This is a genomic window from Cupriavidus phytohabitans, assembly GCF_017815025.1.
In the GTDB taxonomy this organism is placed as follows: Bacteria; Pseudomonadota; Gammaproteobacteria; order Burkholderiales; family Burkholderiaceae; genus Cupriavidus.
Genome location: NZ_JAGIQB010000010.1, coordinates 101,249 through 124,689, shown reverse-complemented (window position 1 = coordinate 124,689; position 23,441 = coordinate 101,249). Strand labels below are relative to the sequence as shown.

Genomic DNA, 23,441 nt, shown 5'->3' with positions numbered 1-23,441 from the left:
TGCTCGGGGAAGATGCTGGGTCGTGGCCGCCGACGTAGGGCGCCCCCACTATTGCAGACGCTCTGGGGCCATTCTGTAGTTGCTTACTTACCGTCTTCTACGAGGCCATCGCGGTTGGTGATTTTCGCGCCGTCGGTGAACACGTCACGCCTGTCCATGACTCTCGCCCCGTCTGAGTAGACGTCAAACTTCGCGCTTCCATCGGAATATGGATCTCGCGGCCCCATGATGCTCGCGCCGTCCGTATACACATCTCGCGCCCCGATGCCGGCATAGGCCAGGCTGGAGCCAAGCGCCGCACTCGCGCCAGCTAGCAGAATGAGTGTCTTTACCATTTTTCCACCTCCTACTTATGGCGGTTGCAAGAGCTGGCGCGAATCATTTTCGCTCCAGTTTGAGGACATAGCTTCGTACGACTGCAATGTATGCCCTGACGGTAGGTTGATGAATAGGGCTTGTTTCCGAAAAGCGGCTAGGGGAATGCCCTATTCGAAGGGCGGGCGGGAACTATCGAACTCATTCAAGAACATTTACCCGCGCAGCAGCGTTCTGGCATAGATTCGTAGGAGGCATTGCATCTCCAATGGATCTGCCCAGCTGCACGTTGCACGGATTCGGTGCAAATTTATAGGTTTTTACAAATTTTGATGTGTTGGTTTTCGCAGGAATTTTGTCATTTCGGCTAACGCTGGACATGGCTTGGTGTGCCGGAGTCTGTCCCGGGGTTTGAGAATCGAACAATGCCCATCATTCTGCAGAAGTCGAGGCTCAACCTCTTTATTCAAACCGGATTAGTCGCATTGGCGTATTTTGCAGGTGCAAGGCTGGGGCTTGCTTATGCGGTAGTGGGCGGTGCGGTGTCCCTGGTCTGGCCATCCAGCGGCATCGCCCTCGTTGCGCTGCTCACGATGGGCTTCGGCGTTGCCCCCGGCGTTGCCATTGGCTCGCTGCTGGCCAACATGTCCGTGGGCGTGCCTCCGCATGTCGCCGCGGTGATCGGCCTCGGCGCGACGGCAGCCGCCTTAACGGCCACATGGTTGCTAAAGCGGGTCGCCGGGTTCCAGGTGTCGCTTGATCGCATCAAGGACGTCCTGGCCTTCATCATCCTGGCAGCGACGCTCGGCTCGGCTCTGAGCGCGTTGATTGGCGCGACTGCCCTCTGGGGTGGAGGGCTGCTGTCAGGCGGGGAATACAGCGCCGCCTTCTTGAAATGGTGGCTCGGCGACATGATGGGGGTGCTCGTGGTGGCTCCGCCGCTGCTGAACCTGCTCACCTATCCGAGTCCTGTCCGTTCGGCGAGGCAAGCCGTGGAATCGTGTGGACTGGCCGTGGGGCTCCTCTGGGTAAGTTACCTGATCTTCGGCGCGCCGCAGCTTGCCGGGCACGGCTACTATCCTGCGGCCATGGCGATCTTTCCGTTTGTTATCTGGGCCGCCCTGCGCTTTGATCATCTTGGCACCAGCCTCGCGACCTTGCTGGTCTCGATCATCGCCATTCGGGGCACCACGCACGGCACCGGCCCGTTTGCCGCGGAATCCCCCGTGGACAGCCTTGTAAGATGGTGTGCGTTCGCGAACGTGATGGCGATCACCGGGTTGCTGCTGGTGGCGGCACATGCCCGGCAGAAGCGCTTTCATCGTCTCCTGATGGCATCCCACAAGGAACTCGGGCGGCGCGTGCAAGAGCGAACCCAGGACCTTGAGCGGGCCAACGATGAACTGAAGCAGGAGATGAAAAGGCGGCGCCGGCTGGAGGCGGAGCTGATCCGGATCGGCGATCACCAACAAAGGCTCATTGGCCGGGAACTGCATGACGGCCTCGGGCAGCACCTTACCAGCCTGGGCTTCTATTGCGCCACGTTGAGCCGGGAACTGCAGAAGCAGGGGAACCCGGCGTCCGCAGATGCGGCTACGGTCGTCGAACTGGTGAAACAGGCGTCCTTGATGACCCGCAGGATTGCCCATGGCCTGGATCCCGTCGCCGGGGAGTCCGGCGACCTCACGGCCGCACTCCAGGGTCTGGCAGAATCGACACGCTCGCTGAACGGCATTGGCTGTACGCTGCGCATCGCCTCAGATGTGGACTTGCCGGATCCGCCAATGCAGACCAACCTTTACCGTGCGGCACAGGAAGCAGTCAATAACGCCCTGAAGTACAGCCAGGGCAGCCATATCTGGATCGACCTGGAGCGCGAGGGCGAAATCCAGACGCTATCGATCAGCGACGATGGCGTTGGGATCGACGCGGACCGGATGGAACGCGCTTCGGGACTGGGACTCCACCACCTGCGTCACCGCGCAAGCCTGCTGGACGGTTCGTGCGCCGTCACCCGCAATGCCATGGGCGGCACCACGGTTGCCATCAGCTATCCGATACCGGAGGGTCCCGGCCATGCCAGAGACGCTATCTAGCCGTGGCCCCGCAACCAGGGTCCTGATCGTCGACGACCATCCCATCATCCGGGAGGGACTGACCCATTTGCTGATGCAAGAGGATCTGCACGTCTGCTGTGCGGCCGCCAGTACGGAAGAAGCCCTGGCGGCGATGGCTTGCCAGCCCGACATCGCCATTGTGGACCTCAGCCTGCAGTCGGACTCCGGCCTGGACCTTATCAAGACGCTAAGGCAACACCACCCGAAGCTGGCAATACTCGTCCTCAGCATGCATGACGAAACCTTGTTTGCCGAGCGCGCATTGCGGGCGGGCGCCAATGGGTACCTGATGAAACTCGAGGCCACGGAGCACGTCATGAGTGCCATCCGCGAGGTGCTGGCAGGCAATATCTACCTCAGCGCCGCGATGCATGCCAGGCTGGCGCGGTCTCTGGCGGCCCCCGGAAAGACCCCGGCGGGTTCGGTCGCGTGTCTTTCGGAACGCGAGTTCGAGGTCTTGCATCTGATCGGACTTGGCTTCAGCACTCGCGAGATCGCCATGAAACTGAACCGGAGCGTCAAGACCATCGAGGCACATCAGGCCAACATCAAGGAGAAGCTGGATATTTCCAGCGGCAAGGAGTTGATGCGCTTTGCGATCCAGTGGCTCGAGAGTGAGTAGGGCGTCAGTAGCCCAGGTCGGACGCTTCGCCGGCGGTGGGCTCTCAAAAAAGCCCCGACTCCGCGCCGGGGTCCGTAACGATGACTGCCTCGCCCTCTCCCTTTTCAATGGAGAGGGCGAGGCAGGGGCGAGCGGACCGTCGGAACGGTAGCGCCCGATCAGGGCTGGATATTGAACGCCTTCACAATCCCGCCATTGCGGTCGAACTCATCGTGCAGCGACTGTCCAAGCTGCTGCAACGTCTGTGCGGCCATCGGCTCATAGCTCAGCGCCTGCATCCGCTCCTGCACCTTAGGCGTTGCCGCGGCCTTGTAGGTGGCGGTCTGGATCTTCTGCGCCAGTTCGACAGGCACGCGCGCGGAGGCGATCACGCCAACCCAGTTGCTGAACTCGACATCCGGATAGCCCAGTTCCGCGAAGGTCGGCACCTGCGGCAGCAGCGGCGAGCGGCTCTTCGATGCCACGGCGTACGGCTGCAGCTTGCCCGCCTTGATCATCGGCAGCGACGTCACCATCCCGTCGTACATCACGGCGATCTGGCCGCCCATCACCTGTGTCAGCGCCGGCGCCGAGCCGGCAAACGGCACGTGCTGCAGGTCCATGCCCGCTTTCTGGTTCATGATCACGCCCGCGTAGTGCGACGCCGTGCCGGCGCTGTAGGACGCGAAGCTGAGCTTGCCGGGATTGGCACGCGCATAGTTCACCAGGCCGTTGAAGTCCTTGGCCGGCAGCGTTGGCGAGCCCACCAGCAGCAGCCGCGACCGCGCCACCGCGGCCAGCGGGCGGATGTCCTTCATCGTGTTGTAGGGGGTCTTCAGCACGTGCGGCACTTCGGTCAGCACGTTGGTCGCGGTCACCATGATGGTCTGGCCGTCCGGCGGCGCGGCCAGCATTGCGCTGATCGCGATGCCGCCGCCGGCACCCGGCTTGTTGTCGACCACCACGGGCGTGCCGAGGTCGGCCGAAAGCTGGTCGGCCAGCAGGCGTGCGATCACGTCCATGGTGCCGCCGGCAGGCGCCGGCACCAGCATGCGCACGGGCTTGCTGGTCCAGGCCATCGCGGCCGGCATTGCCAGTGCCAGCATGGCGGCAACCACGGCGTGGCGGGGGCGGAACAGGGTGGGGCGGGTTGGCATGGTTGTCTCCGTTTAAAGATATGAGATAGAACCGGCCCATGCCAGCCTTCTTGCCGGGGTGGTCATGGGATCAGGTTGAAGAGATTGGGGGCCTGCGCCGGTTCGTGGGCCGGCGCGGGCAGATTCAGCCGGCCGCCAGCGTGGCGCGCTGCTTCGCGCGCGCCAGCGCCCGCCGCATGGCTTCGAGCAGCACGGCGGGCGGCCGTGCGCCCGACACGCTGTGCGTGCCGTTGAAAACAAGATGGGGCACGCCGAAGCCGGCGCGCAGGGGAGGATCCTCTGCGTCGTGCAGCGGCGGCAGCCAGTCCAGGTCTGGCCGGCCGGTGCTGGCGCCGGCGTCGGGCAATGCGATGCCGCAGGCTGCCGCCGCGCACCGCAGGACCTGCGGGTCGCCGATGTTCTCGCCGCGCATGAAGTAGCGCGTGAACAGCTCGTCCAGCAGCGCCGGCGCCGCGCCGGCGCCGGCTTGCCTGACAGCGTGGCGTAGCAGCCGGTGGGCCAGCAGCGTGCTGGGAAAGGTTTCGATGCGGTCCAGCGCCAGCGTGATGCCGGCGTCCAGTGCCGCGGCGCAGACTTGCGCCTGGCGCGCGGCCAGGGCCTCGGGGCCTCCCAGCCGTGCCAGGTAGAAATCGCGGTAGGGCGTGCCCTCCGCAGGCGTGGCCGGAAGCAGCGGGTAAGAGCGCCAGTCGACCCGGACGGCAACGTTCGGGTGCTCCTGGACGAGCCATTCGATGGCGGTTTCCAGGTGCTTCTTGCCGATCATGCACCAGGGGCAGATCAGGTCGAAGTAGGCGTCAACCGTAAGCGTGGTCGGGTAGTTCATGGCGACAGCTTGATGACGCCCGCCGGCACATGCGTGCCTGGGGGCGGGCGATGGGGAATCAGGGCGCGGACGCGGCCGGGGCGCGGCGCCAGGGCTGGCGCGCTGGCAGCTCGGTCAGCACCTCGGCGCGCCGGGCATCGGTCATGCGGTCCCAGGTGCCGATTTCCAGCGGTGTCCTGCCGCAGCCCTGGCAGTACCGGCCGGCAACGTCGAGGCGGCAGATGTTGAGGCACGGGTTGGCGACGGCGGGGGCAGGGTTCATGACTTCAGCGATGTCGTGGTTGGTTTGGCGCACGGGCCGGGCAACGCCCGGCCGATGAATACCCGGCCGGGGGGCCCCAGCCAGGCGAAGCGCGTCAGGCCGCGCGCAGCGGCAGGTTCTTCTGCCCGCTCTTGCGGTTGGGCGCCATGCCGTGTGCCGCCAGGGTTTCCTCGGCGCTGTCGTACCAGGTGCCGATGCGGTAGATCTCGCGCGCTTCCTTGCCCGAGGCGATCTCGCGGCCCAGTTCCCTGGCCACGCGCACGCATTGCTCGATCTGCTGCACCGAAGTCATGCGGTTGCCGTGCTGGTCGATGATGGTGTCCTCGATGCCGCAGCGCGGGTGCAGGCCCATGGACATGGCCATCATGTTGAACGGCAGCACGTTCTTCAGCAGCGATTCCGCGGTCAGCGTGCAGCCGTCCGGCGCGCGGTGGATGAAGTTGAAGAAGTTGAACGGGTTGGGGCCGTCGAAGCCGCCGCCGATGCCGATCCAGGTCAGGTTCAGCGGGCCCTTGTAGAGACCCGCGCGCACCATGCGCTCCAGGGTTTCCAGCGCGTGGATGCCGGTCAGCTGGAAGTGCGGCTGGATGCCGGCATTGCTCAGGCGGCGCAGGTGTTCCTCGACCCAGCCCGGGCCGGCCGGCACGGTCATTTCACGGTAGGCCTGCTGGTAGGCCGGGTGCTCGAGCGACGTACCCTTCAGGTATTCCGGGTACAGCAGCTCCATGATGTTCATCTGCGTGGTGTTGATCGCCACGGTCACCTGGTCCGGCTTGGGATCCAGTTCGGCCAGCATGTGGCGGGTATCGTCCGACAGCCACTTGGCGGCCTGGCCGTCGTCTTCCGGCGCGAACGAGATCGAGCCGCCGACCTGGATGATCATGTCGGGCACGGCCTTGCGCACGCCGGCGATCAGTTCGTTGAACTTCGACAGGCGCTTGGAGCCCTTGCCGTCCAGTTCGCGCACATGCAGGTGCAGCACGGTGGCGCCGGCGTTGTAGCAATCGACAGCCTTCTGCACCTGGTCTTCCATCGTCACCGGGATGTCTTCCGGAAAGTCCTGCGGCATCCACTCAGGGCCGTACGGGGCCACGGTAATAACCACTTTGTCCTGGTTCTCGGGGTGCAGGGAATCGTCGAGGAATTGCATACTGTTGCTCCTGGGTGTTGTCCGCATGCGGTCCGGCCAGAACCTGCTGGTTCGCGGTCCGTCCGCCTGTTTTCATCGTCATTCGATGACCCGAAGTATCGGTCAACGGCATGAAACAATTTGACGATCCGGGACGATCGCTTGGCATTTCGGGACAGTCAGGGAAAACACGATGTGCGGGGCGCGGGCAACGTTGCACAGTGTCGTGGCGCTGGCGCAATCGCGCCCTAATGTCATTTTCCAGCTGCGGCATACCTGCCAGTTTTCAAGTGAATTGCCTGTCTCCCACCGTCCCGGTTTCCTTCGTCCACGGCTTCCTGCCCGGCGCCGATCCTGCATTGATCGCGCAGCTGGCAGCGCGCTCGGGCATTGCGGCGGAGCTGATGGACGAGCCCGCGGCACGCGTGACGCAGGAACAGTTCTCGACCTTGTACCGGCTGCTGGCGCACGAGCTCGACGATGAAATGCCGGGCATTTTCAGCCGCCCGCTGCGCAACGGCACGCTCAAGTACCTTTGCCTGAGCTTGCTGGATGCGCCACGGCTTGAAGTGGCACTGCATCGCTTCGGGCAATTCTTCCGCTTGCTGCTGGACGAGTTCCGCGTGGAGTCACGGCGCGAAGGCAATGCCGCATATGTGGAGCTGGTGGAGGCTGCGGCGGGTCCGGCGGTGAGCCCGATGGCGCGCGAACTGATGCTGAAGCTGGTGCATGGCGTGGCGTCATGGCTGATTCGCCACAAGATCCCGCTGCAGGCCGTGCAACTGCCGTCAGGGCGGCCGGCGCAGGCAAACGACCATCTCTACCTGTTTCCTGGCCCGGTGCATTTCGGCTGCGAGCGCGGCGGCATTGTGTTCGACGCTGCATTCCTCGACATGCCGGTGCGGCAACGCAAGGGCGACCTTGAAAAATTCCTGGCACGCGCGCCCGAGGACTGGATCTTCGTCACGTTCGCGGAACCGATGACCTGTCATCGCGTCAGGCAGTACGTAGCGGATTGCCTGCCCGTAGCGCCGACCATCGAAGCAGTGGCCGCGGCGCTGCACTGCTCCGTACGCACGCTGTGCCGCCGGCTGTCCGCGGAAGGCACCACCTTCCAGGCGATCAAGGACGGCGTGCGGCGCGACATCGCCATCCAGCGGCTGACACGATCCAATGACGCGATCACGGCCATTGCCTTCGACGTTGGCTTCGACAATCCCACTGCCTTCCATCGGGCCTTCCGGCACTGGACCGGCAGCACGCCCAACGCCTATCGCCGCGCGCCCTAGCGCCGCACCGTGGCTGGCAATGCCGGCCGCCCGATTGACAAATCGCGCCATCCCGTGAGGACCCGGCTGCGCATTGCGCGCACGCCGTGCCAGCGCCATGCAAAGCGGCATGCATTGTCAGCGATTGGGCCGGATTTGGTAGCCGGTTTTGTGCGCCGCAGCACTACGATGCGGCAGACAAACAAACATGCGTGCATGCGACACGGTCGGCAGGCACGGGAAACCAGAGCAAGCAAGGAAGCATATGGCAATTCAAGGCTACAGCATGGGCACGCTCGCCGCATTCGTCGGCAAGGAACTCGGCGTTTCGGCGTGGATGGAAGTGGATCAGGCGCGCATCGATGCATTCGCGCAGTGCACCGGGGACCGCCAGTGGATCCACGTGGACGTGGAGCGCGCGCGCAGGGAAAGCCCGTTCGGCGGCACCATCGCCCACGGCTACCTGACGCTGTCGCTGCTGGCCGGGAAGCTGGTCGAGATGGGCGTGGTGCCCGAGGATGCGCGCGCCGCCGTCAACTACGGCGTGGAGAAGACACGCTTCCTGGCGCCGGTGAAGGCGGGGGCGCGCGTGCGCAATCGCGTCAGGCTGATGTCGGCGGACAACAAGGGCGATGGCCGTGTGCTGCTGCGCACCGAGAACACGATGGAGATCGAGGGCGAAGCCAAGCCGGCCATGGTGGCCGAAGCCCTGGCGCTTGTCATGGCGTGAAGCGGCAACAGCAGATGTAAGCAAGGAAGAGACAGGAGAAGCAGTATGACAAGTGCAGCCAACGTGGAGGCGCCAACCGATTTTCTGGCGGGACCCAATCCGTTTGTCGGGATCCGTCCCGAGGATTTCATCACAGCCGCCCAGCAGATCGGCGCGCAGTGCGTGCAGGAGCCGGTGCTGGTACTCGAGCAGCAGGTGCAGCTCACCCATGACCTGGTCAGCGTGCTGGACGGCTCGGCACCGATGCCGTCGACGCGCGACCGCAGATTCAGCGACGACGCCTGGCGCGACCTTCCGCTGTTCCGCATGTCGCTGCAGGGCTACCAGGCCTGGCGCGACGCGCTCGAGGGCACGGTGCGGCGTTCGGTGATGGACCCGCGCAGCAAGCATCGCGCGCAATACTTCATGTCGCTGCTCACCGACGCGCTGGCGCCGACCAATACCCTGGCGGGCAACCCGGCAGCGCTGCGCAAGACCTTCGAGTCATGCGGCATGAACCTGGTCAGCGGCCTGTTCAACCTGGCCAGCGATGCCCTGACCAACGGCGGCATGCCCACGCAGGTCGACAAGGGCGCATTCAGCGTCGGCCAGAATCTTGCTGCCACGCCTGGCGTGGTGGTGTTCCGCAACGAAGTGCTGGAGCTGATCCAGTACGCCCCGACCACCTCGAAGGTGCATGCGCGGCCCCAGCTGATCGTGCCGCCACAGGTCAACAAGTTCTACGTATTCGACCTTGCACCGGGCAAGAGCATGGTGGAGTACATGCTGGGGCAGGGCCTGCAGGTGTTTATTGTCAGCTGGCGCAATCCCACGGCGGCGCAGCGCGACTGGAACCTCGATACCTATGTCGGCGCGCTGGTCGAGGCGATCCATGCGATACGCGATATCACCGGCAGTGCCGACGTCAACGTGCATGGCGCCTGCTCTGGCGCGATGACGATGGCGGCGCTGCTGGGCTATTGCGCGGCCAGTGGCGAGAAGCTCGTGCACGCCGTCACGCTGATGGTGGCGGTGTTCGGCCTCGATGCCGAGTCGCAACTCGGGCTGTTCAGCACGCCCGAGGCGGTCACGGCGGCGCGGCACGGCAGTGCGTCACGCGGCGTGCTCGACGGCGACGCGCTGGGCCGGGTCTTTGCGTGGCTGCGGCCCAACGACCTGGTGTGGAACTACTGGGTCAACAATTACCTGCTCGGCAATGCGCCGCCGGCGTTCGACGTCCTCTACTGGAACAACGACACCACGCGCCTGCCTGCCGGCCTGCATGGCCAGTTCCTGGACATGCTGACGCTGAACCAGCTCGCCACGCCGGGCGCGCTGCAGGTGCTCGGCCACGCCATTTCGCTGGCCGACGTGGACTGCGACAAGTATGTGCTGGCCGGCATGACCGACCACATCACGCCGTGGAAGGCGGTGTACCGTTCGGCGCAAGCGTTCGGCGGGCGCACCGAGTTCGTGCTGAGCTCCAGCGGCCATGTGCAAAGCCTGGTCAATCCACCCGGCAATGCCAAGGCCAGGTATTTCCGCAACGGCACGCCCGATGCGCAGCCCGAGACTTGGCTGGAGGGCGCGACCGCCGAGCAGGGCTCATGGTGGGAACACTGGACCCAGTGGATGAAGAAGCGCTCGGGCCCGAAGCGCAACGCGCCCGCGGCGCCCGGCAGCCTGCGCTTCGCCCCCTGCGGCGAAGCGCCGGGCCGCTATGTGACCGAGGCGTAGCGCGCACGGCGCACTCCGCAACACTGCAATCTTAATTTTTCAACCCAACTGTCAGGAGATACCAAGATGGAATCGACCAACACCGCAAGTGCCTCGGCCGCGCAGGCACCGCACAAGAAACTGCTCGACTTCGTGCGCAACAACCGCCTGGACCCGGCCGCGGTCCTGGAATCGCGCCGCAAGGACATCGAGGCGCTCGCCAGCGTCAACGTGACGCTGCTGGGAGGCCTGCAGTCGCTGGTGCGCCAGCAGGCCGAGTTCCTGTGCGATGCCGCCGCCGACCTGCAGGCGCTGTCGCGCGGCCAGGCCGTCGATGGCACGGCGCCCGCGAAGCTGGCGGAAGCCCTGCCGCGCTCGCTGCAGAAGGCCGTTGCCGGCGTGCGCGGCCTGACCGACACGCTGTACAAGGCGCAGGCGGACAGCATTTCGGTGGTCGGACGCCGCATCGCCGAGAACGTCGAGGAGGTGAAGGGGATCCTGCGCCCGAAACAATAAGCTGCGGCGGGCATGGCCGCGCGCCGGACATGCCCGTGCGCAACCTCTCCAGGACAAGCTGATGACAACAACAGACGCCGGCACGCACGCCGGCCAAAAGCTGCAGGTGCTGACCGTGGACCTGGATGGCCAGGTTGTGCGGGCCGGCATCCGGCCCGGCAGCGATGCCGGACCGCCGCTGCTGATCTTCAACGGCATCGGCGCCAATCTCGAACTGCTCGCCCCCTTTGTCGATGCCCTGGCGGGCATCGAGGTCATTCTTTTCGACGTTCCCGGCGCCGGCGGCTCGCCCGCGCCGGTGTTGCCTTACCGCCTTTCCGGTCTTTGCGTGCTGGCCGACCGCCTGCTGTCGCACCTTGGCTATACGGGCCAGGTCGACACGCTCGGCGTGTCGTGGGGCGGGGCGCTGGCGCAGGAGTTCGCCCGCCTCTATGCGTCGCGGTGCCGGCGCCTGGTGCTGGCGGCCACGTCGCCCGGCGTGCTCATGGTGCCGGGCCGCCTGTCGGTGCTTGCAAGGATGATCGGCGTGCGCCGCTATACCGACCCCCAATACCTGCGCCGCATCGGCGCCGACCTCTACGGCGGTGCCTTCCGCCACGATCCCTCCCTGCTCGACGAGCACGGCCAGCACATGCAGCCGCCGCCAGGGCGCGGCTATCTCTACCAGCTGCTGGCGGCATGGGGCTGGAGCAGCCTGCCGTGGCTGGGGGCGCTGCGGCAGCCCACGCTGGTCATGCACGGCACCGACGATCCGATCGTACCCCCCGTCAATGCCAGGATCCTGGCGGCCCGCATCCCTGACTCGACGCTGCATATGGTCGATGATGGGCATCTCTTCCTGGTGACCGGGCCGGAGCACGCAGCCAGCGTCGTCCGCGGCTTCTTGCGCGGCTAGCGGACTGCCGGCGAGCCGGGCGAAGCTGGAGCGCCACAATGGCCGGCGCCTGTTGCACGAGTACGTTGTGACAGCTCGCCGGATCCAGATCAACGCTGATTGAACCTGAAACGTTTGGAAGCCTTCGGCTGCGCTGCGCGCCGGCAGTATCGCCGGTTCGAAGCCCGGGCACGGAGTGCGTCGCTGCGCTCGCGCACACCATCGCTGGTGTGCCGGTTGCCTTCATTTTCCTGCCTGTTTGCTCCCCTGTCCCGCTCGCGGTAGAGGGGGCGGGGGAGAAGGGGTAAGTGAGTGGGGGAAGGGCTGAGGGCCGGAGCATCGACGCAGCGCAGCGATTCCCTTCGTGGAGGCGCCGGCCCTCACCCCGACCCTCTCCCGCAAGCGGGAGAGGGAGCCCCCAAAATCAGCACGTTTGTGCCACCGCGGTTCCCGGAGCGCAATTCATAACCGTCCCGCAAACCAGCAAAGACCCCCCCAAAAAAAACGCGGCCGCCCCGGAATCCCGGACGGCCGCGAAAGAGCATCGGTTGCAGGGTCGATGCTGCGAGACGCGTTATCAGAACTTGTGGCGGATGCCCACTGCCGCGCCGAACATGTTGCTCTGCCCGTTGGCCAGCACGTAGCTGTTGCCCAGAGACAGGCTGTTGGCATAGACCGTGGCCAGCGATTCCATCATCAGGCCGGCATTCTTGGCGTATGCCGTGGTCAGGTACAAGTCGGTGCGCTTGGAGAACGCGTAGTTCGCGACGAAGGCGACCTGCCACGGATTGGCGACATGGGTGTCGCCATACAGGCTCTTGACGTCGTCGTAGTTGTATTCGAGCGTCAGGCCGACGGCGGGGGTGACCTGGTAGGTAGCGCCGATCCAGTAGAAATCGTCGCGCTGGATCACCACGTCCGCGGCGTTCTTGTTCTGGCCCCAGCGGTAGCCGCCCATGATCTTTGCCGGGCCGTACGAATAGCTGGCGCCAACCACGGCCTTCTTGACCGTGCCGTTGCTCGTGCCGATGGTCGGGTTCCACTGGTCGTAGCCGAAGGTCACGCCGAACGGACCGCCCTGGTAAGCCGCCGCGGCACCCCACGCGGTATCGCGCCGGAACTGCCCCGGCACTTCGCCGTTGCCGCCGATCGGCGTGGCAATACCCACGGTCGCCGGCAGGGCCAGGCCGGTGCCGAAGGACCAGTGCGCCAGCGCCGTGACCGGGCCGAACTTGCCGCTGTACTTGATGGTGTTGTCGGCGCGGAAGTTCGGGCCGGATTGCAGTACCACCGGTTCGTACTGGGTGGCATAGGCGGTCGGCGAGAAGTTGGCCAGGGCCTCGAACATCGAGGTGTACTGGCGGCCCAGGCTGATCTGGCCGAGGCCGTCCTTCTGCAAGCCGACGAAGGCCTGGCGGCCGAACAGGCGGTTGCTTTGCTGCATCGTGCCGGTGTCGAGGTTAAAGCCGCTCTCCAGCACGAACAGCCCCTTCAGGCCGCCGCCGAGATCCTCGGTGCCGCGCATGCCCCAGCGCGAGCCGGAGATGCCGCCCGAGTTCATGCGGTAGACATCGTTTGCCGGGCCGCGGTTGAACTGGTTGCTCGCCACGGGCACCGCGCCTACATGGTTGACGTACTCGAGGTTCGTGTCCACCACGCCATACAGCGTGACGGTCGACTGCGCGAGGGCGCCGCCCGAGCAGGCCAGCGCTGCGGCTGCGGCCAGGGTCCTGATTTTCATGGATTGTTCTCCCCTTGTTTCCTTTGGTTTTGGGATGCGGATGTTTCCGTCTGGTTTGGTATTGCCAGGTACTGCGGAATCAATGCGCCGGATCAGCCGGCGCGCAGCAACTCATCGATCAACGCGGTCGCGCGCGGCCATGGGCCGTAGCCGGCGGCGGGGTTGAGGTGGCCGACTTCGCCAAGGTCGACCAGCTTGCTGCCCCAGTCGCTGGCCATTTCCGCCGCGCGCGGGTAGGTCGCCAGCGGATCGTTGCGGCTGGCCGCGAGGATGGTCGGGAAGGGCAGCGGGCTCCTCGGAATTGGCAGCCAGCCGTGTTGCGCAAGCGTGGCGGTGTCCGGGTAGCCGGCCGGCATTGGCGACTCCAGGTCGGCGGGGGTGGCCAGCAGCGCGCCGCGGATCTTGCGGTGGTGTTGCGCGGCCCAGTGCACGGTGATCATGACGCCGGCGCTATGCGCGACGAGGATGACCGGGCCTTCGATCGCGGCCAGGGCGGCATCCAGCGCCGCGACGCGGGCATCGCGGCTCAGCTTGTCGTGCTCCAGCGGCGGCACCGAGCGCGCGTTGGGCAACTGTGCCTGGAGCAGGGTCTGCCAGTGCTCGGCGACGTGGTCGCGCAGGCCAGGTACCAGCAGCACGGTGGTGTCAGGGGAAAGGCTCATGGTTCTGCAGGAAAGTCAGTGAGAAGTTTCGGAAGCGGCGCCTTCGTGACGGCCCTCCAGGCGGAGCAGGTCGGCGGCGTAGTAGCGGCGGCCGGCAAGGAAGGCGGCGGCGGCCAGCAGCGATGCCAGCGGCACCAGCTGCAGCGCCCCGCTCAGGCCGATGTGGTCGGCCAGCAGGCCAGTGACGAAAGGTCCGGGTGCCAGGCCCAGCAGGTTGTTGGCCAGCGTCAGCGTGGCAAAGGCGGTGGCGTGGATGGCCGGGCGCGTCAGGTTGGCAACCGCGGCGCTGGCGGGGCCGGCGGTGCCGCCGACAAACAGCATGCCGGCACCGATCAGCGCCAGTTGCGCGCTGCCCGCCGGCAGCCGGAACGCGGTCAACAGCAGGATGCAGCAGGTCAGGCTATAGGCCACTGCGATCACCCACTTGCGGCGCGGCGCGTGGCGGGCGATCCAGTCGGTCATCGCCCCGCACAGCACCATGCCGACGCCGCCGGCCAGCACGAATCCCGCCGCGACCACGCCGGCGCGATCCGTGGCCATGCCGTAGTAGCGCGCCAGGTAGCTCGGCATCCAGGTGATCAGGGCGCCCATCACCAGCAGTTGCATTGCGCTGCCGACATAGGCGCAGAGGATCGAGCGCGCCGAGAACAGGGCGGCGAGCAGCGGGCGCAGCGCCATGGCGGGCTCGCGCGATGCGGTCTCAGCCTCCTCGCCCAGCGCCTTGCGCCGGGCCTGCAGCCGCGGCTCGGTCACGGCCAGGCGGAACACCACCACCAGCGCCAGCCCGAACAACGCCATGCCGGTAAAGGCCCAGCGCCAGCCGAAATGCGCCGATAACGCGCCGCCCAGCGCCATGCCCAGCACCGAGCCGAACGCGCCGCCGGCGATAAAGGCGGAGCTCAGGCTCGCGCGCAGGTGGCGCGGGAACACCGACAACACCACGGCAATGCCGACGCTGCCATACGCCGCCTCGCCGATGCCCACGAACAGGCGTGCGATAAACATCTGCCCGAAGCCGTTCGCCAGCGCGCAGCCCAGCGTGGCCAGGCTCCATAGCGCGGCCATCAGTACCAGGCTCCTGACCCGGCCCCAGCGGTCCGCCAGGATCGACAGAGGGAATGTCAGCAAGCCGACCATCAGCGCCACGATGCCGCCCAGCGCACCCAGCTCGGTGTCGCTCAGCGACCACTCGGCCTTCAGCAGCGGGAATACCGCGTTCAGCACCTGGCGGGACATGTAGTCCGACAGCAGCAGGCCAAAGCTCAGGGCAAACACGATCCAGCCGTAGAGGCCGGATTGCGATGCTGTGCCCGAGGACGTTGCAATTGCGCGAGGGGTAGTGGGTTGCCCGATCATGGAAGCTCTTCCTGTAGTGCACCGGCTGCGGTTGCGGCTGCGGCAAACGTCAGCAGGGGAAGCAGAGCTCTTGCTGGCAGTGGCGCAGGCCGGTTGTGACCCGCGAAGTATCTAGTATTGGCTGCCGTGAGTTTGGCTTTCCGGGACAACGCCTTTGCATTCGGGGACAATCGGGGAAAACGAGAGGAAGCGCGGGGAGGAGGGGGATCGCCGCAGCGGGCGCCCCGCCTGGCGCCTCCGGCATGCACGAGGCGCCCGCAATGCATGGCATGGCATGAATGTGCCGCCACCGCCTATAGTCGATGCGTGTCGAAGGAGATCGCTGCTCATGGAGCCCCAAAAACTCACGCGCTTCGCAGGGCGGGACGCCGGCAAGACCGCAGGGTGGCTGCGCTGGCTTCCTGGTGTGCAGGTGTTGAAGTCATACCGCGCGGACTGGCTGCCGAGCGACTTGGCCGCCGGGCTGGTGCTGACCACCATGCTGATGCCGGTGGGCATCGCCTACGCCGTGGCCTCCGGCGTACCTGGCGTCTACGGGCTTTACGCCACCATGGTCCCGCTGCTGGCGTACGCCTTGTTCGGGCCGAGCCGGATCATGGTGCTCGGCCCGGACTCGGCATTGGCCGCGCCGATCCTGGCCGTGGTCCTGCAGCTCGGCGGCGGCGATCCGGCGCGCGCCGTACTGGTGGCGAGCATGATGGCGGTGGTCTCGGGGGTGGTCTGCATCGTGATGGGGCTGATGCGCCTGGGCTTCGTCGCCGAACTGCTGTCCAAGCCGATCCGCTACGGCTACATGAACGGCATCGCTTTCACCGTGCTGGTCAGCCAGTTGCCAAAGCTCTTCGCGATTTCCGTCGAGGATGCCGGACCGCTGCGGGAAATGCTCAGCCTGGGCGGCGCCATCCTGGCGGGGCAGATTCACTGGTACAGCTTTGCCGTCGGCGCCGGCAGCCTGGTCGTGATCCTGGCCCTGAAGCGCTTCGAGCGAGTGCCGGGCATCCTGATTGCAGTGGTCGTCGCCACGCTCGTCGTCAGTGTGTTCGACCTGGACCAGCAGGGCGTCAAGGTGCTGGGCAAGACGCCGCAAGGGCTGCCGGCCTTTGTCGTGCCGTGGCTGGAGGGGGTTGACCTGGTGAAGATCGTGGTGGGCGGGTGCGCGGTCGCGCTGATCGCCTTCGCCGACACCAGCGTGCTGTCGCGCACCTATGCCGCCCGCACCAATACCCGGGTCGATCCGAACCAGGAAATGGTGGGGCTGGGCGCCGCCAACCTCGCGGCGGGACTGTTCCAGGGCTTCCCGATCAGCAGCAGCTCGTCGCGCACGCCGGTGGCGGAAGCCGCGGGTGCCAAGACCCAGCTCACCGGCGTGGTCGGGGCGCTCGCCGTGGCCATGCTGCTGATGTTCGCGCCCAACCTGCTGCAGTACCTGCCGAGCAGCGCGCTGGCCGCGGTGGTGATCGCCGCGGCCATCAGCCTGTTCGAGATATCCGACCTGAAGCGCATCTACCGCATCCAGCAGTGGGAGTTCTGGCTGTCCATGGTGTGCTTCGCCGCCGTCGCCGTGTTTGGCACCATCCAGGGCATTTTCCTGGCCGTGGTCATCGCCGTGATCGAATTCCTCTGGGACGGCTGGCGGCCGCACTACGCCGTGCTGGGGAAAGTGGAAGGGCTGCGCGGGTACCACGATACCGGGCGCTACCCGGAGGCCAGGCGCATCGACGGACTGGTGCTGTTCCGCTGGGACGCGCCGCTGTTCTTTGCCAACGCCGAGCTGTTCCAGGAACGCCTGATAGAAGCGATCGACGACTCGCCGACGCCGGTGCGCCGTGTCGTGGTCGCGGCCGAGCCGGTGACCAGCGTCGACGTCACGTCGGCCGACATGCTGCGCGAACTGAGCGGTATCTTGCGCGAGCGCGGCATTGCCCTGCATTTCGCCGAAATGAAAGACCCGGTGCGGGACAAGCTCAAGCGCTTTGAGCTGATGGAAGCGTTCGGCGACAAGTTCCACCCCACCGTGGGCAGCGCGGTCGATGATTACCTTGGCAAGGAAGACTGAAACCGTACGCGGCGGGCGCCAGTGCTCGCAGGTCACGCCACGCTTGCCACGGCACCACGTCGAAGGAGCCGACATGAACCGCCGATTCGGGGTCTTGCGCGCGCTGGCATGCGCCGGCGGCGCATGCCTTGCCGGGCTGGCGCCGGCAGGGACGGCCATTGCCTACTTTGATCACTACCTCACTGGCACCATTGTCGGCACGCTCACGCAGAAGCAGCTCGACGTGCTGACCGGCGTCTTCCGCAGGACGCTGGAGCAGGGCGCCGACGGTGCGCGCGTGACGTTCACGCTGCCCCCCGACACCCGCGAGCGGAAGGTCGAAGGTGCGTTCACGCCGTTGCGTTCCCGGCAGGACCACGGCGACCGGTGCCGGCAGCTGCACAGCGAGTTCCGCCGTGCCGGCGCGTCCGAGAGCTGGACCGGCTGGTACTGCAAGGAGAAGGGCGGCGACTGGAAGTCGCGCAAGCTGGCCAACTAGGCGATTGCGGCCTCCTGCCTAGTAGCGCGACTCCACATGCTTGTAGGGGTAGTCGGGTTCCTGGTATCCGTGGGCCTTCTGCCTGGCCGGCAGCTTGACTGTCTTGCGCTCGGTCTCCTGGTACGGGATCCGGTCCAGCATGTGCCGGATGATGTTCAGGCGCGCCCGCCGCTTGTCGTTCGAATCGGCGAAAAACCAGGGCGCGACGTCGCTGTCGGATGCCGCGAACATGGCGTCGCGCGCGCGCGAATAGTCGTACCAGCGGCTGTACGAGCGCAAATCCATGTCGGTAAGTTTCCAGATCTTGCGGTTGTCGTGGATGCGTCCTTTCAGGCGGCGGGTCTGTTCTTCGGGGCTGACTTCCAGCCAGTACTTGATGAGGATGATGCCGGAATTGACGATGGCGCGCTCCACCAGAGGAACGGCCCGCAGGAACTCCTCGGCCTGGGTCTCGCTGCAGAACCCCATCACGCGCTCGACGCCGGCCCGGTTGTACCAGCTGCGGTCGAAGATGACGATCTCGCCCGCCGCTGGCAGGTGCGGCAGATAGCGCTGTACGTACATCTGGCTCTTTTCGCGTTCGGTCGGGGCCGGGAGCGCGACCACGCGGAAAACGCGCGGGCTGACGCGTTCGGTGATGGCCTTGATGGTGCCGCCCTTGCCGGCGCCGTCGCGGCCTTCGAAGATCACGCAGACTTTGGCGCCGCTGGCCTGGACCCATAGCTGCAGCTTGACCAGTTCGCCATGAAGGTGGCGGAGCTCTTTCTGGTAAGCCTTCTCGGACATGCGTTCGCGCGGCTGCGCCTGCGCTTCGTCCTGGCGGTCCTCGGCGTCATCTCCGGGACGGGGCGGCTCGGTCTCGGCCTGCTCCTTGTCGTGACGCTTCTCCTTATGCTTGGCCATGCTCCACCTCCATTGGTTCGGTCGCCTTGGGACACGTGCTGTCTGACCTTCCTCACAATAGACAATATCGGACAGCAGTATCGGGATTCGAGCATTGGCCGCGCTGCCCGGCCCCGGATGCCGCAAAAGTTTTTCCTATTTCACCTGCGTAAATTTTTCATCTCAGGAGCGAACGCCTGCACCTATAGTTTGTCTGGGCAATAGGACTTGGCGATCGCTTTTTGCTTTGCCGGACCTGGTGCGGGCAGTGTGCTGGCGCCAGGCCGGATGTTCGGCCCCTGACGATGACGGGGCGAGGGAGACTGGCCATGGAGGGGCGGGGAATGCGTCTGTGGCGCCGTGTTGGCGCCTGCCTGTGCGCTGGCCTGGCATGGCTGGCCCTGAATGTCCAGGCGCAAAATGCGCCAGCCGCGCCGGCACCGTTCAAGCCGGAAGAACTGGAGGCGCTGGTCGCGCCCATCGCGCTCTATCCCGATTCGGTGCTGTCGCAGGTGCTGATGGCCTCCACCTATCCGCTCGAGATCGTGCAGGCGGCCCGCTGGGTCAAGGCCAATCCCAAGGTGAAGGGCGACGCTGCGCTGAAGGCGGTAGAGAGCCAGTCCTGGGATGTCAGCGTCAAGTCGCTGGTGGCATTCCCGCAGGTGCTTGAGCCGATGAGCGACAAGCTCGACTGGACGCAGAAGCTGGGCGATGCGTTCATTGGCCAGGAGAAGGAAGTGCTCGACGCCGTGCAGCGGTTGCGGGCGCGCGCGCAGCAATCGGGCAATCTCAAGTCGAACGAGCAGCAGAAGGTCATTGTCGAACCTGCGCCGGCGCCGCCGCCGGACCAGTCAGCGCAGGCGGCACCGCCAGCGCAAACCATCGTGAGGATCGAGCCGGCGAACCCGGAAGTCATCTACGTACCGGCCTACAACCCGACGGTGGTGTACGGTGCCTGGAGCTATCCGTCCTACCCGCCGTATTACTGGCCGCCTTACCCCGCGTACTATCCTGGCGCCGCGCTGATGACCGGCTTTGCCTGGGGCGTCGGCCTGGCCGCTGCGGGCGCCATTTTCGGCAACTGCAACTGGGGCGGGGGCGACGTCAACATCAACGTCAACAAGGCCGCCAATATCGACCGCAATTTCGACCGCACCAAGGTGCAGGGCGGAGGGAAATGGCAGCACGACGCCTCGCACCGCAAAGGGGTGGCGTACCGGGATAACGCGACGAGCGAGAGGTTTGGCGGGCGTGATGCGGCTGCCGCCAACCGCCGCAATGAATTCCGCGGCCGCGAAGGCGCGGGCGGGGTGTCGGACCGCATGGCGGGCGGGGGGCGTGGCGACCGTGGCGGCGTTGGCGACCGTGGCGGCGTTGGCGACCGTGGCGGCGTTGGCGATCGCGGGGGCGTTGGGGACCGCGGGGGCGTCGGGGACCGCGGAGGCGTCGGCGATCGCGGGGGCGTCGCGGACAGAAGTGGCAATCGTGGTGGGGCGGGCGATCGGGCCGGAGCGTCCGACCGGGCCCGCGCTTCGGACCGCTCCGCCGGCGGCGGCCGCGACAGCGCGTTCCAGGGCGTAGGTGGTGGCGGTGCGGCCGCGCAGCGCGATTTCGACCGGGGCCGTGCTAGCACGCAGTCGGCCTCGTTCCGCGACGGTGGCGGGCAGCGTGGCGGCGGTGGCGGCTTCAGTGGCGGCGGTAGCCGCGGTGGTGGCGGTGGCTTCAGCGGCGGCGGCCGCGGAGGCGGCGGCCGTGGTGGCGGACGGCGTTGACCAGGGGATAGCGATATGCAGCGCACGCAACGATCGGGCCTGACGTGGTCCTGCCGCAAGGCGTTGTTCCTTGGGGGAATGCTGCTCGCCCTGGCGGCGGTGCCGGCTTTCGCGCAGAAGAATTTCGCTACGCCCGAGGCGGCAATGAACGCGTTCGGCGAAGCGGTTGCCACCAGCGACGACGCCGCCATGAAGTCGCTGCTCGGCGCCCGCTATACCGACCTGATCCCGCCCGTCGGCGCCGAGATCCGCTACAGGTTCCTGGAGGCCTGGCATCAGTCGCACGCGATTCGCGCCGACGGACCCGACCGCGCCCGCATTGCCGCGGGCAATGACGGCTGGACCATGCCGGTCCCGCTGGTGAAGACTGCAAAGGGCTGGCATTTCGATACGCGCGCCGGCGTCGAGGAGATGCGCGTGCGCCGCATCGGCCGCAATGAGCTGGCGGCGATGCAGACCTTGCTCGCCGTGTGCGATGCGCAGAACGAGTATGCGCAGCTGATGCGCCAGGACCGCGGCGTGACGGCGTACGCATCGAAGCTGATCAGCTCGCCTGGCAAACACGATGGCCTGTACTGGCCAACGCGCCCCGGCGAACCGGAAAGCCCGCTTGGCCCGGCCTTCCTCCGTGCCGAACATCGCAGCACGCCGGGCGGCAGCTACCATGGCTATCGCTACCGGCTGCTGACCTCGCAGGGTTCGCACGCGCCGGGCGGAAAGTATGACTATGTTGTCGACGGCAAGCTCTTTGGCGGGTTTGCCCTGATCGCTTGGCCGCTCCGGTACGGGGATACCGGCATCAAGAGCTTCATGGTGAGCCACGACGGACGCGTCTTCGAGCGCGACCTTGGTCGGGACAGTGCGGCAAGGGCCGGTGCGATCCGGTCTTTCGACCCCGGCCCGGGGTGGACCGAGGTCAAGCCATGACGCCTCGGGCGACGGGGTGTCCGTCGTCCTTGTACTAACAGCGGAGATGATCCATGTCCGTCCTCATGCTTAGCAACATCGATGCCGGCGTCACCGACGAAGACATCGGCGCCTTCCTGGTGAAATACGGATTTCCGCAATACAACTCTATCGAGCATATGGAGGGCGACGGCAGCCGGCCGGCCGTCAGGCTGACCTTCGACACGCTCGACGACGACACCCTGGACAAGCTCAAGGGCCGCATCCACCAGATGTTCTGGCATGGCCACAAGATCAGTGCGCTGGTCATGCGGGATCGCTTCAGCTGAAGCGAACGGCGCTCCCCGAGACCCATCGCCTATTCCGCCTAATCCGCCTATTCCATCTATTCCGCCCGGTCGAGCTTGCGATACTGGTTGAAGTGCCGCACCGCCTTCTGGAAGTGCCCCAGTTCATGATGCAGCCGCGCGGCGTTGTAATGCGCATCAGCATCGCCCGGTGCAAGCTCGATGCAGCGATCGTAGGCAGCCAGTGCCGACTGGGGCGCGCCGATGTCTTCCAGCGCGACGCCCAGGTTGAAATGCAGCTGCGGCGCCTCGGGCAGCCGGCCCAGCGCGCCTTCATAAAGCGCGATCGCGTCATTGAAGCGCTGCTGCTCGGACAGCAGGCAGCCCAGGTTCAGGTAGGCATCCAGCATGCCGGGGGACAGCGACAGCGCGCGCCGGTAGGCGGCTTCCGCGGCCACGGCATCGACGGGCTCCATCGCCTGCGCGCGCGCAAAGGCTTCGTCGGCCGCTGTTTCGCTGGCGGCGGCACGCGCCAGCTCCACGATGCGCACATCGTCCGGGGCCGGCTCGAATTCCATCAGCCGCTGCCCGCTCTCCACCAGCCACGCGCCATGCCGGTCGCGCACCGAGACCTTGCCGCTGCTGGCGGACATGCGCACGCCTGACAGGTGCCGGTCCGGTGCGAGCTTTTCCAGCCGATGCAGCGCCCGCAGGATCTGCGCCGGTGCCACGCGAGCCCGATGCAGCGAGGCCGCGGTACGGATCAGGACCACATCCTGGAAAGAGAACACATGCTCGCCGCGCGGGCCGCGTGCGGGCGTGACCAGCCCGGCGCTGACCAGGCTGCCGATCAGCCGGCGCGACACGCCCAGGCGCGCCTCCAGCGCCCGCGTGGTCAGGGCTTCGCCGCGGTTCACGCCGATTTCTTCGCGGAGCGCCGGATCGGCGTGGGCGCTGCCGGGGTTGCGGCGCGCTTGCCGGGGCGGCGGGCGGACGCGGTGTCGGCGGCGGCCTTGCCTTTGGCCGCCGGCGCTGCCTTCTTCGACAGGCTGGCGCGCAGCGCATCCATCAGGTCGATGACCTCGCCGCCGGCGGCAACCTCGGCCGGCTCCGGCGACACGATCTGCTTGCCGGCGATCTTGGCATCGATGGCGGCGAGAACCCTGGCCTTTTCTTCGTCCTTGTACTGCGTCGGGTCGTATTGCTCTTCCGATGCCTGCTCGATCAGCTGGACCGCGAGTTTCAGTTCGGCATCCGAGACCGCCACCTCCTCGATATGCAGTTCCGCGATATTGCGCACTTCATCGGCGAACAGCAGCTGCTGGAACACCAGTCCGCCTTCGACCGGCCGGATCTGCACGATATGCGATTTGCCTTTGGCGGCCCACTTGGCAATCGCGCAGCGTCCCGTCCTGGCCATGGCTTCGCGCAGCAGGCTGTAAGGCTTGCCGCCGCGCTTGTCCGGCGCGATGAAATAGGCCTTGTCGTAGTACAGCGGATCGACGCTTTGCTCGGGAATGAACGCGACGATATCGACCATGTGGCTGGCGCTTTCTTCCAGCGCCTTGAGTTCGTCGGGCGAAAAGGTCACGAAGCGGCCCTTTTCGAATTCATAGCCCTTCACCATCTCGGCCCGCTCGACGACCTGCTGCGTCTGCTCGGAGATGTACTGCTGCTTCAGGCGCGAGCCCTCCTTGCTCAGCAGGTTGAAGCGCACCGCCGAGCTGGTTTCGGTGGCCGTGTAGAGCTTGACGGGGATCGATACCAGGCCGAAGGAGAGGGACAGCGAGGCGAGGGAACGGGCAGGCATGGAA

Annotated in this window: 23 protein-coding genes; 12 read left to right on the top strand and 11 right to left on the bottom strand. The window is 66.2% G+C overall.

What is annotated here, in order from left to right; genetic code table 11:
- Positions 1–83: 83 nt before the first annotated feature.
- The gene (locus tag J8I34_RS09430; RefSeq protein WP_209805902.1) at positions 84–335 is read right to left on the bottom strand and encodes a hypothetical protein; all 252 of its coding nucleotides are present in this window, start codon (positions 333–335) and stop codon (positions 84–86) included.
- 405 nt (positions 336–740) lie between these two features.
- On the opposite strand from J8I34_RS09430, the gene J8I34_RS09425 reads away from it, so the two are divergent.
- A complete protein-coding gene (locus tag J8I34_RS09425) occupies positions 741–2,411 on the top strand; it encodes an MASE1 domain-containing protein (RefSeq protein WP_209805901.1) in 1,671 nt (556 codons plus the stop codon).
- Positions 2,392–3,054, top strand: coding sequence for a response regulator (locus J8I34_RS09420; RefSeq protein ID WP_209768717.1), 663 nt, complete (start codon positions 2,392–2,394; stop codon positions 3,052–3,054). The genes J8I34_RS09425 and J8I34_RS09420 overlap by 20 nt, the downstream gene beginning before the upstream one ends.
- Before the next feature lie 158 nt (positions 3,055–3,212).
- Here J8I34_RS09420 and J8I34_RS09415 read toward each other — a convergent pair whose 3' ends face one another.
- From J8I34_RS09415 to J8I34_RS09400, 4 genes are all read right to left on the bottom strand, one after another.
- Positions 3,213–4,190, bottom strand: a complete 978-nt coding sequence (locus J8I34_RS09415) for a tripartite tricarboxylate transporter substrate binding protein (RefSeq protein WP_209768719.1) — start codon at positions 4,188–4,190, stop codon at positions 3,213–3,215.
- A 124-nt stretch (positions 4,191–4,314) separates the two neighbouring features.
- The gene (locus J8I34_RS09410; RefSeq protein ID WP_209805900.1) at positions 4,315–5,013 is read right to left on the bottom strand and encodes a DsbA family oxidoreductase; all 699 of its coding nucleotides are present in this window, start codon (positions 5,011–5,013) and stop codon (positions 4,315–4,317) included.
- A gap of 58 nt (positions 5,014–5,071) precedes the next feature.
- Positions 5,072–5,275 (bottom strand): DUF1289 domain-containing protein, encoded by a 204-nt coding sequence (locus J8I34_RS09405; RefSeq protein ID WP_209805899.1) that lies wholly within the window; start codon positions 5,273–5,275, stop codon positions 5,072–5,074.
- 94 nt (positions 5,276–5,369) lie between these two features.
- Positions 5,370–6,425: a beta-keto acid cleavage family enzyme gene (locus J8I34_RS09400; RefSeq protein WP_209805898.1), complete on the bottom strand. Its 1,056-nt coding sequence runs from the start codon at positions 6,423–6,425 to the stop codon at positions 5,370–5,372.
- Between the two features lie 269 nt (positions 6,426–6,694).
- Between J8I34_RS09400 and J8I34_RS09395 the strand changes: the two genes are divergently transcribed.
- The 5 genes from J8I34_RS09395 (at position 6,695) to phaZ (ending at position 11,508) form a co-directional block, all read left to right on the top strand.
- Positions 6,695–7,693, top strand: a complete 999-nt coding sequence (locus tag J8I34_RS09395; RefSeq protein ID WP_371748054.1) for an AraC family transcriptional regulator — start codon at positions 6,695–6,697, stop codon at positions 7,691–7,693.
- 244 nt (positions 7,694–7,937) lie between these two features.
- On the top strand, positions 7,938–8,402 hold the full coding sequence (locus J8I34_RS09390; RefSeq protein WP_029049875.1) for a MaoC family dehydratase: 465 nt from the start codon (positions 7,938–7,940) through the stop codon (positions 8,400–8,402).
- 45 nt (positions 8,403–8,447) lie between these two features.
- The gene (locus J8I34_RS09385; protein ID WP_209805896.1) at positions 8,448–10,118 is read left to right on the top strand and encodes an alpha/beta fold hydrolase; all 1,671 of its coding nucleotides are present in this window, start codon (positions 8,448–8,450) and stop codon (positions 10,116–10,118) included.
- Positions 10,119–10,184: 66 nt separating this feature from the next.
- Positions 10,185–10,613 (top strand): TIGR01841 family phasin, encoded by a 429-nt coding sequence (phaP, locus tag J8I34_RS09380; protein ID WP_029049873.1) that lies wholly within the window; start codon positions 10,185–10,187, stop codon positions 10,611–10,613.
- Between the two features lie 61 nt (positions 10,614–10,674).
- Positions 10,675–11,508, top strand: a complete 834-nt coding sequence (gene phaZ / locus J8I34_RS09375) for a poly(3-hydroxyalkanoate) depolymerase (protein ID WP_209768735.1) — start codon at positions 10,675–10,677, stop codon at positions 11,506–11,508.
- 556 nt (positions 11,509–12,064) lie between these two features.
- Here phaZ and J8I34_RS09370 read toward each other — a convergent pair.
- The 3 genes from J8I34_RS09370 to J8I34_RS09360 form a co-directional block, all read right to left on the bottom strand.
- Entirely contained in the window at positions 12,065–13,228 is a 1,164-nt protein-coding gene (locus tag J8I34_RS09370) for a porin (RefSeq protein ID WP_209805895.1), read from the bottom strand.
- 92 nt (positions 13,229–13,320) lie between these two features.
- A complete protein-coding gene (locus J8I34_RS09365; RefSeq protein ID WP_209805894.1) occupies positions 13,321–13,890 on the bottom strand; it encodes an RBBP9/YdeN family alpha/beta hydrolase in 570 nt (189 codons plus the stop codon).
- Between the two features lie 15 nt (positions 13,891–13,905).
- The gene (locus J8I34_RS09360) at positions 13,906–15,246 is read right to left on the bottom strand and encodes an MFS transporter (RefSeq protein ID WP_029048308.1); all 1,341 of its coding nucleotides are present in this window, start codon (positions 15,244–15,246) and stop codon (positions 13,906–13,908) included.
- Between the two features lie 328 nt (positions 15,247–15,574).
- Here J8I34_RS09360 and J8I34_RS09355 point away from each other — a divergent pair, with 328 nt between their 5' ends.
- Positions 15,575–17,302, top strand: coding sequence for a SulP family inorganic anion transporter (locus J8I34_RS09355; protein ID WP_029048307.1), 1,728 nt, complete (start codon positions 15,575–15,577; stop codon positions 17,300–17,302).
- A 73-nt stretch (positions 17,303–17,375) separates the two neighbouring features.
- Positions 17,376–17,780 (top strand): hypothetical protein, encoded by a 405-nt coding sequence (locus tag J8I34_RS09350; RefSeq protein ID WP_209768740.1) that lies wholly within the window; start codon positions 17,376–17,378, stop codon positions 17,778–17,780.
- Between the two features lie 18 nt (positions 17,781–17,798).
- On the opposite strand, the gene ppk2 is transcribed toward J8I34_RS09350, so the two are convergent.
- Positions 17,799–18,683: a polyphosphate kinase 2 gene (gene ppk2, locus J8I34_RS09345; RefSeq protein ID WP_029048305.1), complete on the bottom strand. Its 885-nt coding sequence runs from the start codon at positions 18,681–18,683 to the stop codon at positions 17,799–17,801.
- A gap of 323 nt (positions 18,684–19,006) precedes the next feature.
- On the opposite strand from ppk2, the gene J8I34_RS09340 reads away from it, so the two are divergent.
- Genes J8I34_RS09340 through J8I34_RS09330 form a run of 3 tightly spaced genes read left to right on the top strand, consistent with a single transcriptional unit; the run spans position 19,007 to position 21,669 of the window.
- Entirely contained in the window at positions 19,007–20,434 is a 1,428-nt protein-coding gene (locus tag J8I34_RS09340; protein ID WP_245175855.1) for a DUF3300 domain-containing protein, read from the top strand.
- A 15-nt stretch (positions 20,435–20,449) separates the two neighbouring features.
- Positions 20,450–21,361, top strand: coding sequence for a DUF2950 domain-containing protein (locus J8I34_RS09335; RefSeq protein ID WP_029048303.1), 912 nt, complete (start codon positions 20,450–20,452; stop codon positions 21,359–21,361).
- Positions 21,362–21,414: 53 nt separating this feature from the next.
- Positions 21,415–21,669, top strand: coding sequence for a hypothetical protein (locus J8I34_RS09330; RefSeq protein ID WP_029048302.1), 255 nt, complete (start codon positions 21,415–21,417; stop codon positions 21,667–21,669).
- Positions 21,670–21,725: 56 nt separating this feature from the next.
- Here the strand turns inward: J8I34_RS09330 and J8I34_RS09325 are convergent, their stop codons facing one another.
- Complete coding sequence (locus J8I34_RS09325; RefSeq protein WP_209805892.1) at positions 21,726–22,544, bottom strand: tetratricopeptide repeat protein; 819 nt, start codon at positions 22,542–22,544, stop codon at positions 21,726–21,728.
- Positions 22,541–23,437 carry a non-homologous end joining protein Ku gene (gene ku, locus J8I34_RS09320; RefSeq protein ID WP_029048300.1) on the bottom strand — a complete coding sequence of 299 codons (897 nt, stop codon included), beginning with the start codon at positions 23,435–23,437 and terminating at the stop codon, positions 22,541–22,543. Before ku ends, J8I34_RS09325 begins: the two co-directional genes overlap by 4 nt.
- Positions 23,438–23,441: the final 4 nt, after the last annotated feature.

Excerpts from the sequence above, each read along its gene's own strand:
- J8I34_RS09340 (WP_245175855.1), top strand. The coding sequence starts at position 19,007 with ATGCGTCTGTGGCGCCGTGTTGGCGCCTGCCTGTGCGCTGGCCTGGCA.
- J8I34_RS09335 (WP_029048303.1), top strand. The coding sequence starts at position 20,450 with ATGCAGCGCACGCAACGATCGGGCCTGACGTGGTCCTGCCGCAAGGCG.
- phaZ (WP_209768735.1), top strand. The coding sequence starts at position 10,675 with ATGACAACAACAGACGCCGGCACGCACGCCGGCCAAAAGCTGCAGGTG.
- J8I34_RS09350 (WP_209768740.1), top strand. The coding sequence starts at position 17,376 with ATGAACCGCCGATTCGGGGTCTTGCGCGCGCTGGCATGCGCCGGCGGC.
- J8I34_RS09330 (WP_029048302.1), top strand. The coding sequence starts at position 21,415 with ATGTCCGTCCTCATGCTTAGCAACATCGATGCCGGCGTCACCGACGAA.
- J8I34_RS09360 (WP_029048308.1), bottom strand. The coding sequence starts at position 15,246 with ATGATCGGGCAACCCACTACCCCTCGCGCAATTGCAACGTCCTCGGGC.
- J8I34_RS09410 (WP_209805900.1), bottom strand. The coding sequence starts at position 5,013 with ATGAACTACCCGACCACGCTTACGGTTGACGCCTACTTCGACCTGATC.
- J8I34_RS09385 (WP_209805896.1), top strand. The coding sequence starts at position 8,448 with ATGACAAGTGCAGCCAACGTGGAGGCGCCAACCGATTTTCTGGCGGGA.
- J8I34_RS09370 (WP_209805895.1), bottom strand. The coding sequence starts at position 13,228 with ATGAAAATCAGGACCCTGGCCGCAGCCGCAGCGCTGGCCTGCTCGGGC.
- ppk2 (WP_029048305.1), bottom strand. The coding sequence starts at position 18,683 with ATGGCCAAGCATAAGGAGAAGCGTCACGACAAGGAGCAGGCCGAGACC.
- ku (WP_029048300.1), bottom strand. The coding sequence starts at position 23,437 with ATGCCTGCCCGTTCCCTCGCCTCGCTGTCCCTCTCCTTCGGCCTGGTA.
- phaP (WP_029049873.1), top strand. The coding sequence starts at position 10,185 with ATGGAATCGACCAACACCGCAAGTGCCTCGGCCGCGCAGGCACCGCAC.
- J8I34_RS09365 (WP_209805894.1), bottom strand. The coding sequence starts at position 13,890 with ATGAGCCTTTCCCCTGACACCACCGTGCTGCTGGTACCTGGCCTGCGC.
- J8I34_RS09430 (WP_209805902.1), bottom strand. The coding sequence starts at position 335 with ATGGTAAAGACACTCATTCTGCTAGCTGGCGCGAGTGCGGCGCTTGGC.
- J8I34_RS09415 (WP_209768719.1), bottom strand. The coding sequence starts at position 4,190 with ATGCCAACCCGCCCCACCCTGTTCCGCCCCCGCCACGCCGTGGTTGCC.
- J8I34_RS09425 (WP_209805901.1), top strand. The coding sequence starts at position 741 with ATGCCCATCATTCTGCAGAAGTCGAGGCTCAACCTCTTTATTCAAACC.
- J8I34_RS09400 (WP_209805898.1), bottom strand. The coding sequence starts at position 6,425 with ATGCAATTCCTCGACGATTCCCTGCACCCCGAGAACCAGGACAAAGTG.
- J8I34_RS09355 (WP_029048307.1), top strand. The coding sequence starts at position 15,575 with ATGGAGCCCCAAAAACTCACGCGCTTCGCAGGGCGGGACGCCGGCAAG.
- J8I34_RS09420 (WP_209768717.1), top strand. The coding sequence starts at position 2,392 with ATGCCAGAGACGCTATCTAGCCGTGGCCCCGCAACCAGGGTCCTGATC.
- J8I34_RS09390 (WP_029049875.1), top strand. The coding sequence starts at position 7,938 with ATGGCAATTCAAGGCTACAGCATGGGCACGCTCGCCGCATTCGTCGGC.
- J8I34_RS09405 (WP_209805899.1), bottom strand. The coding sequence starts at position 5,275 with ATGAACCCTGCCCCCGCCGTCGCCAACCCGTGCCTCAACATCTGCCGC.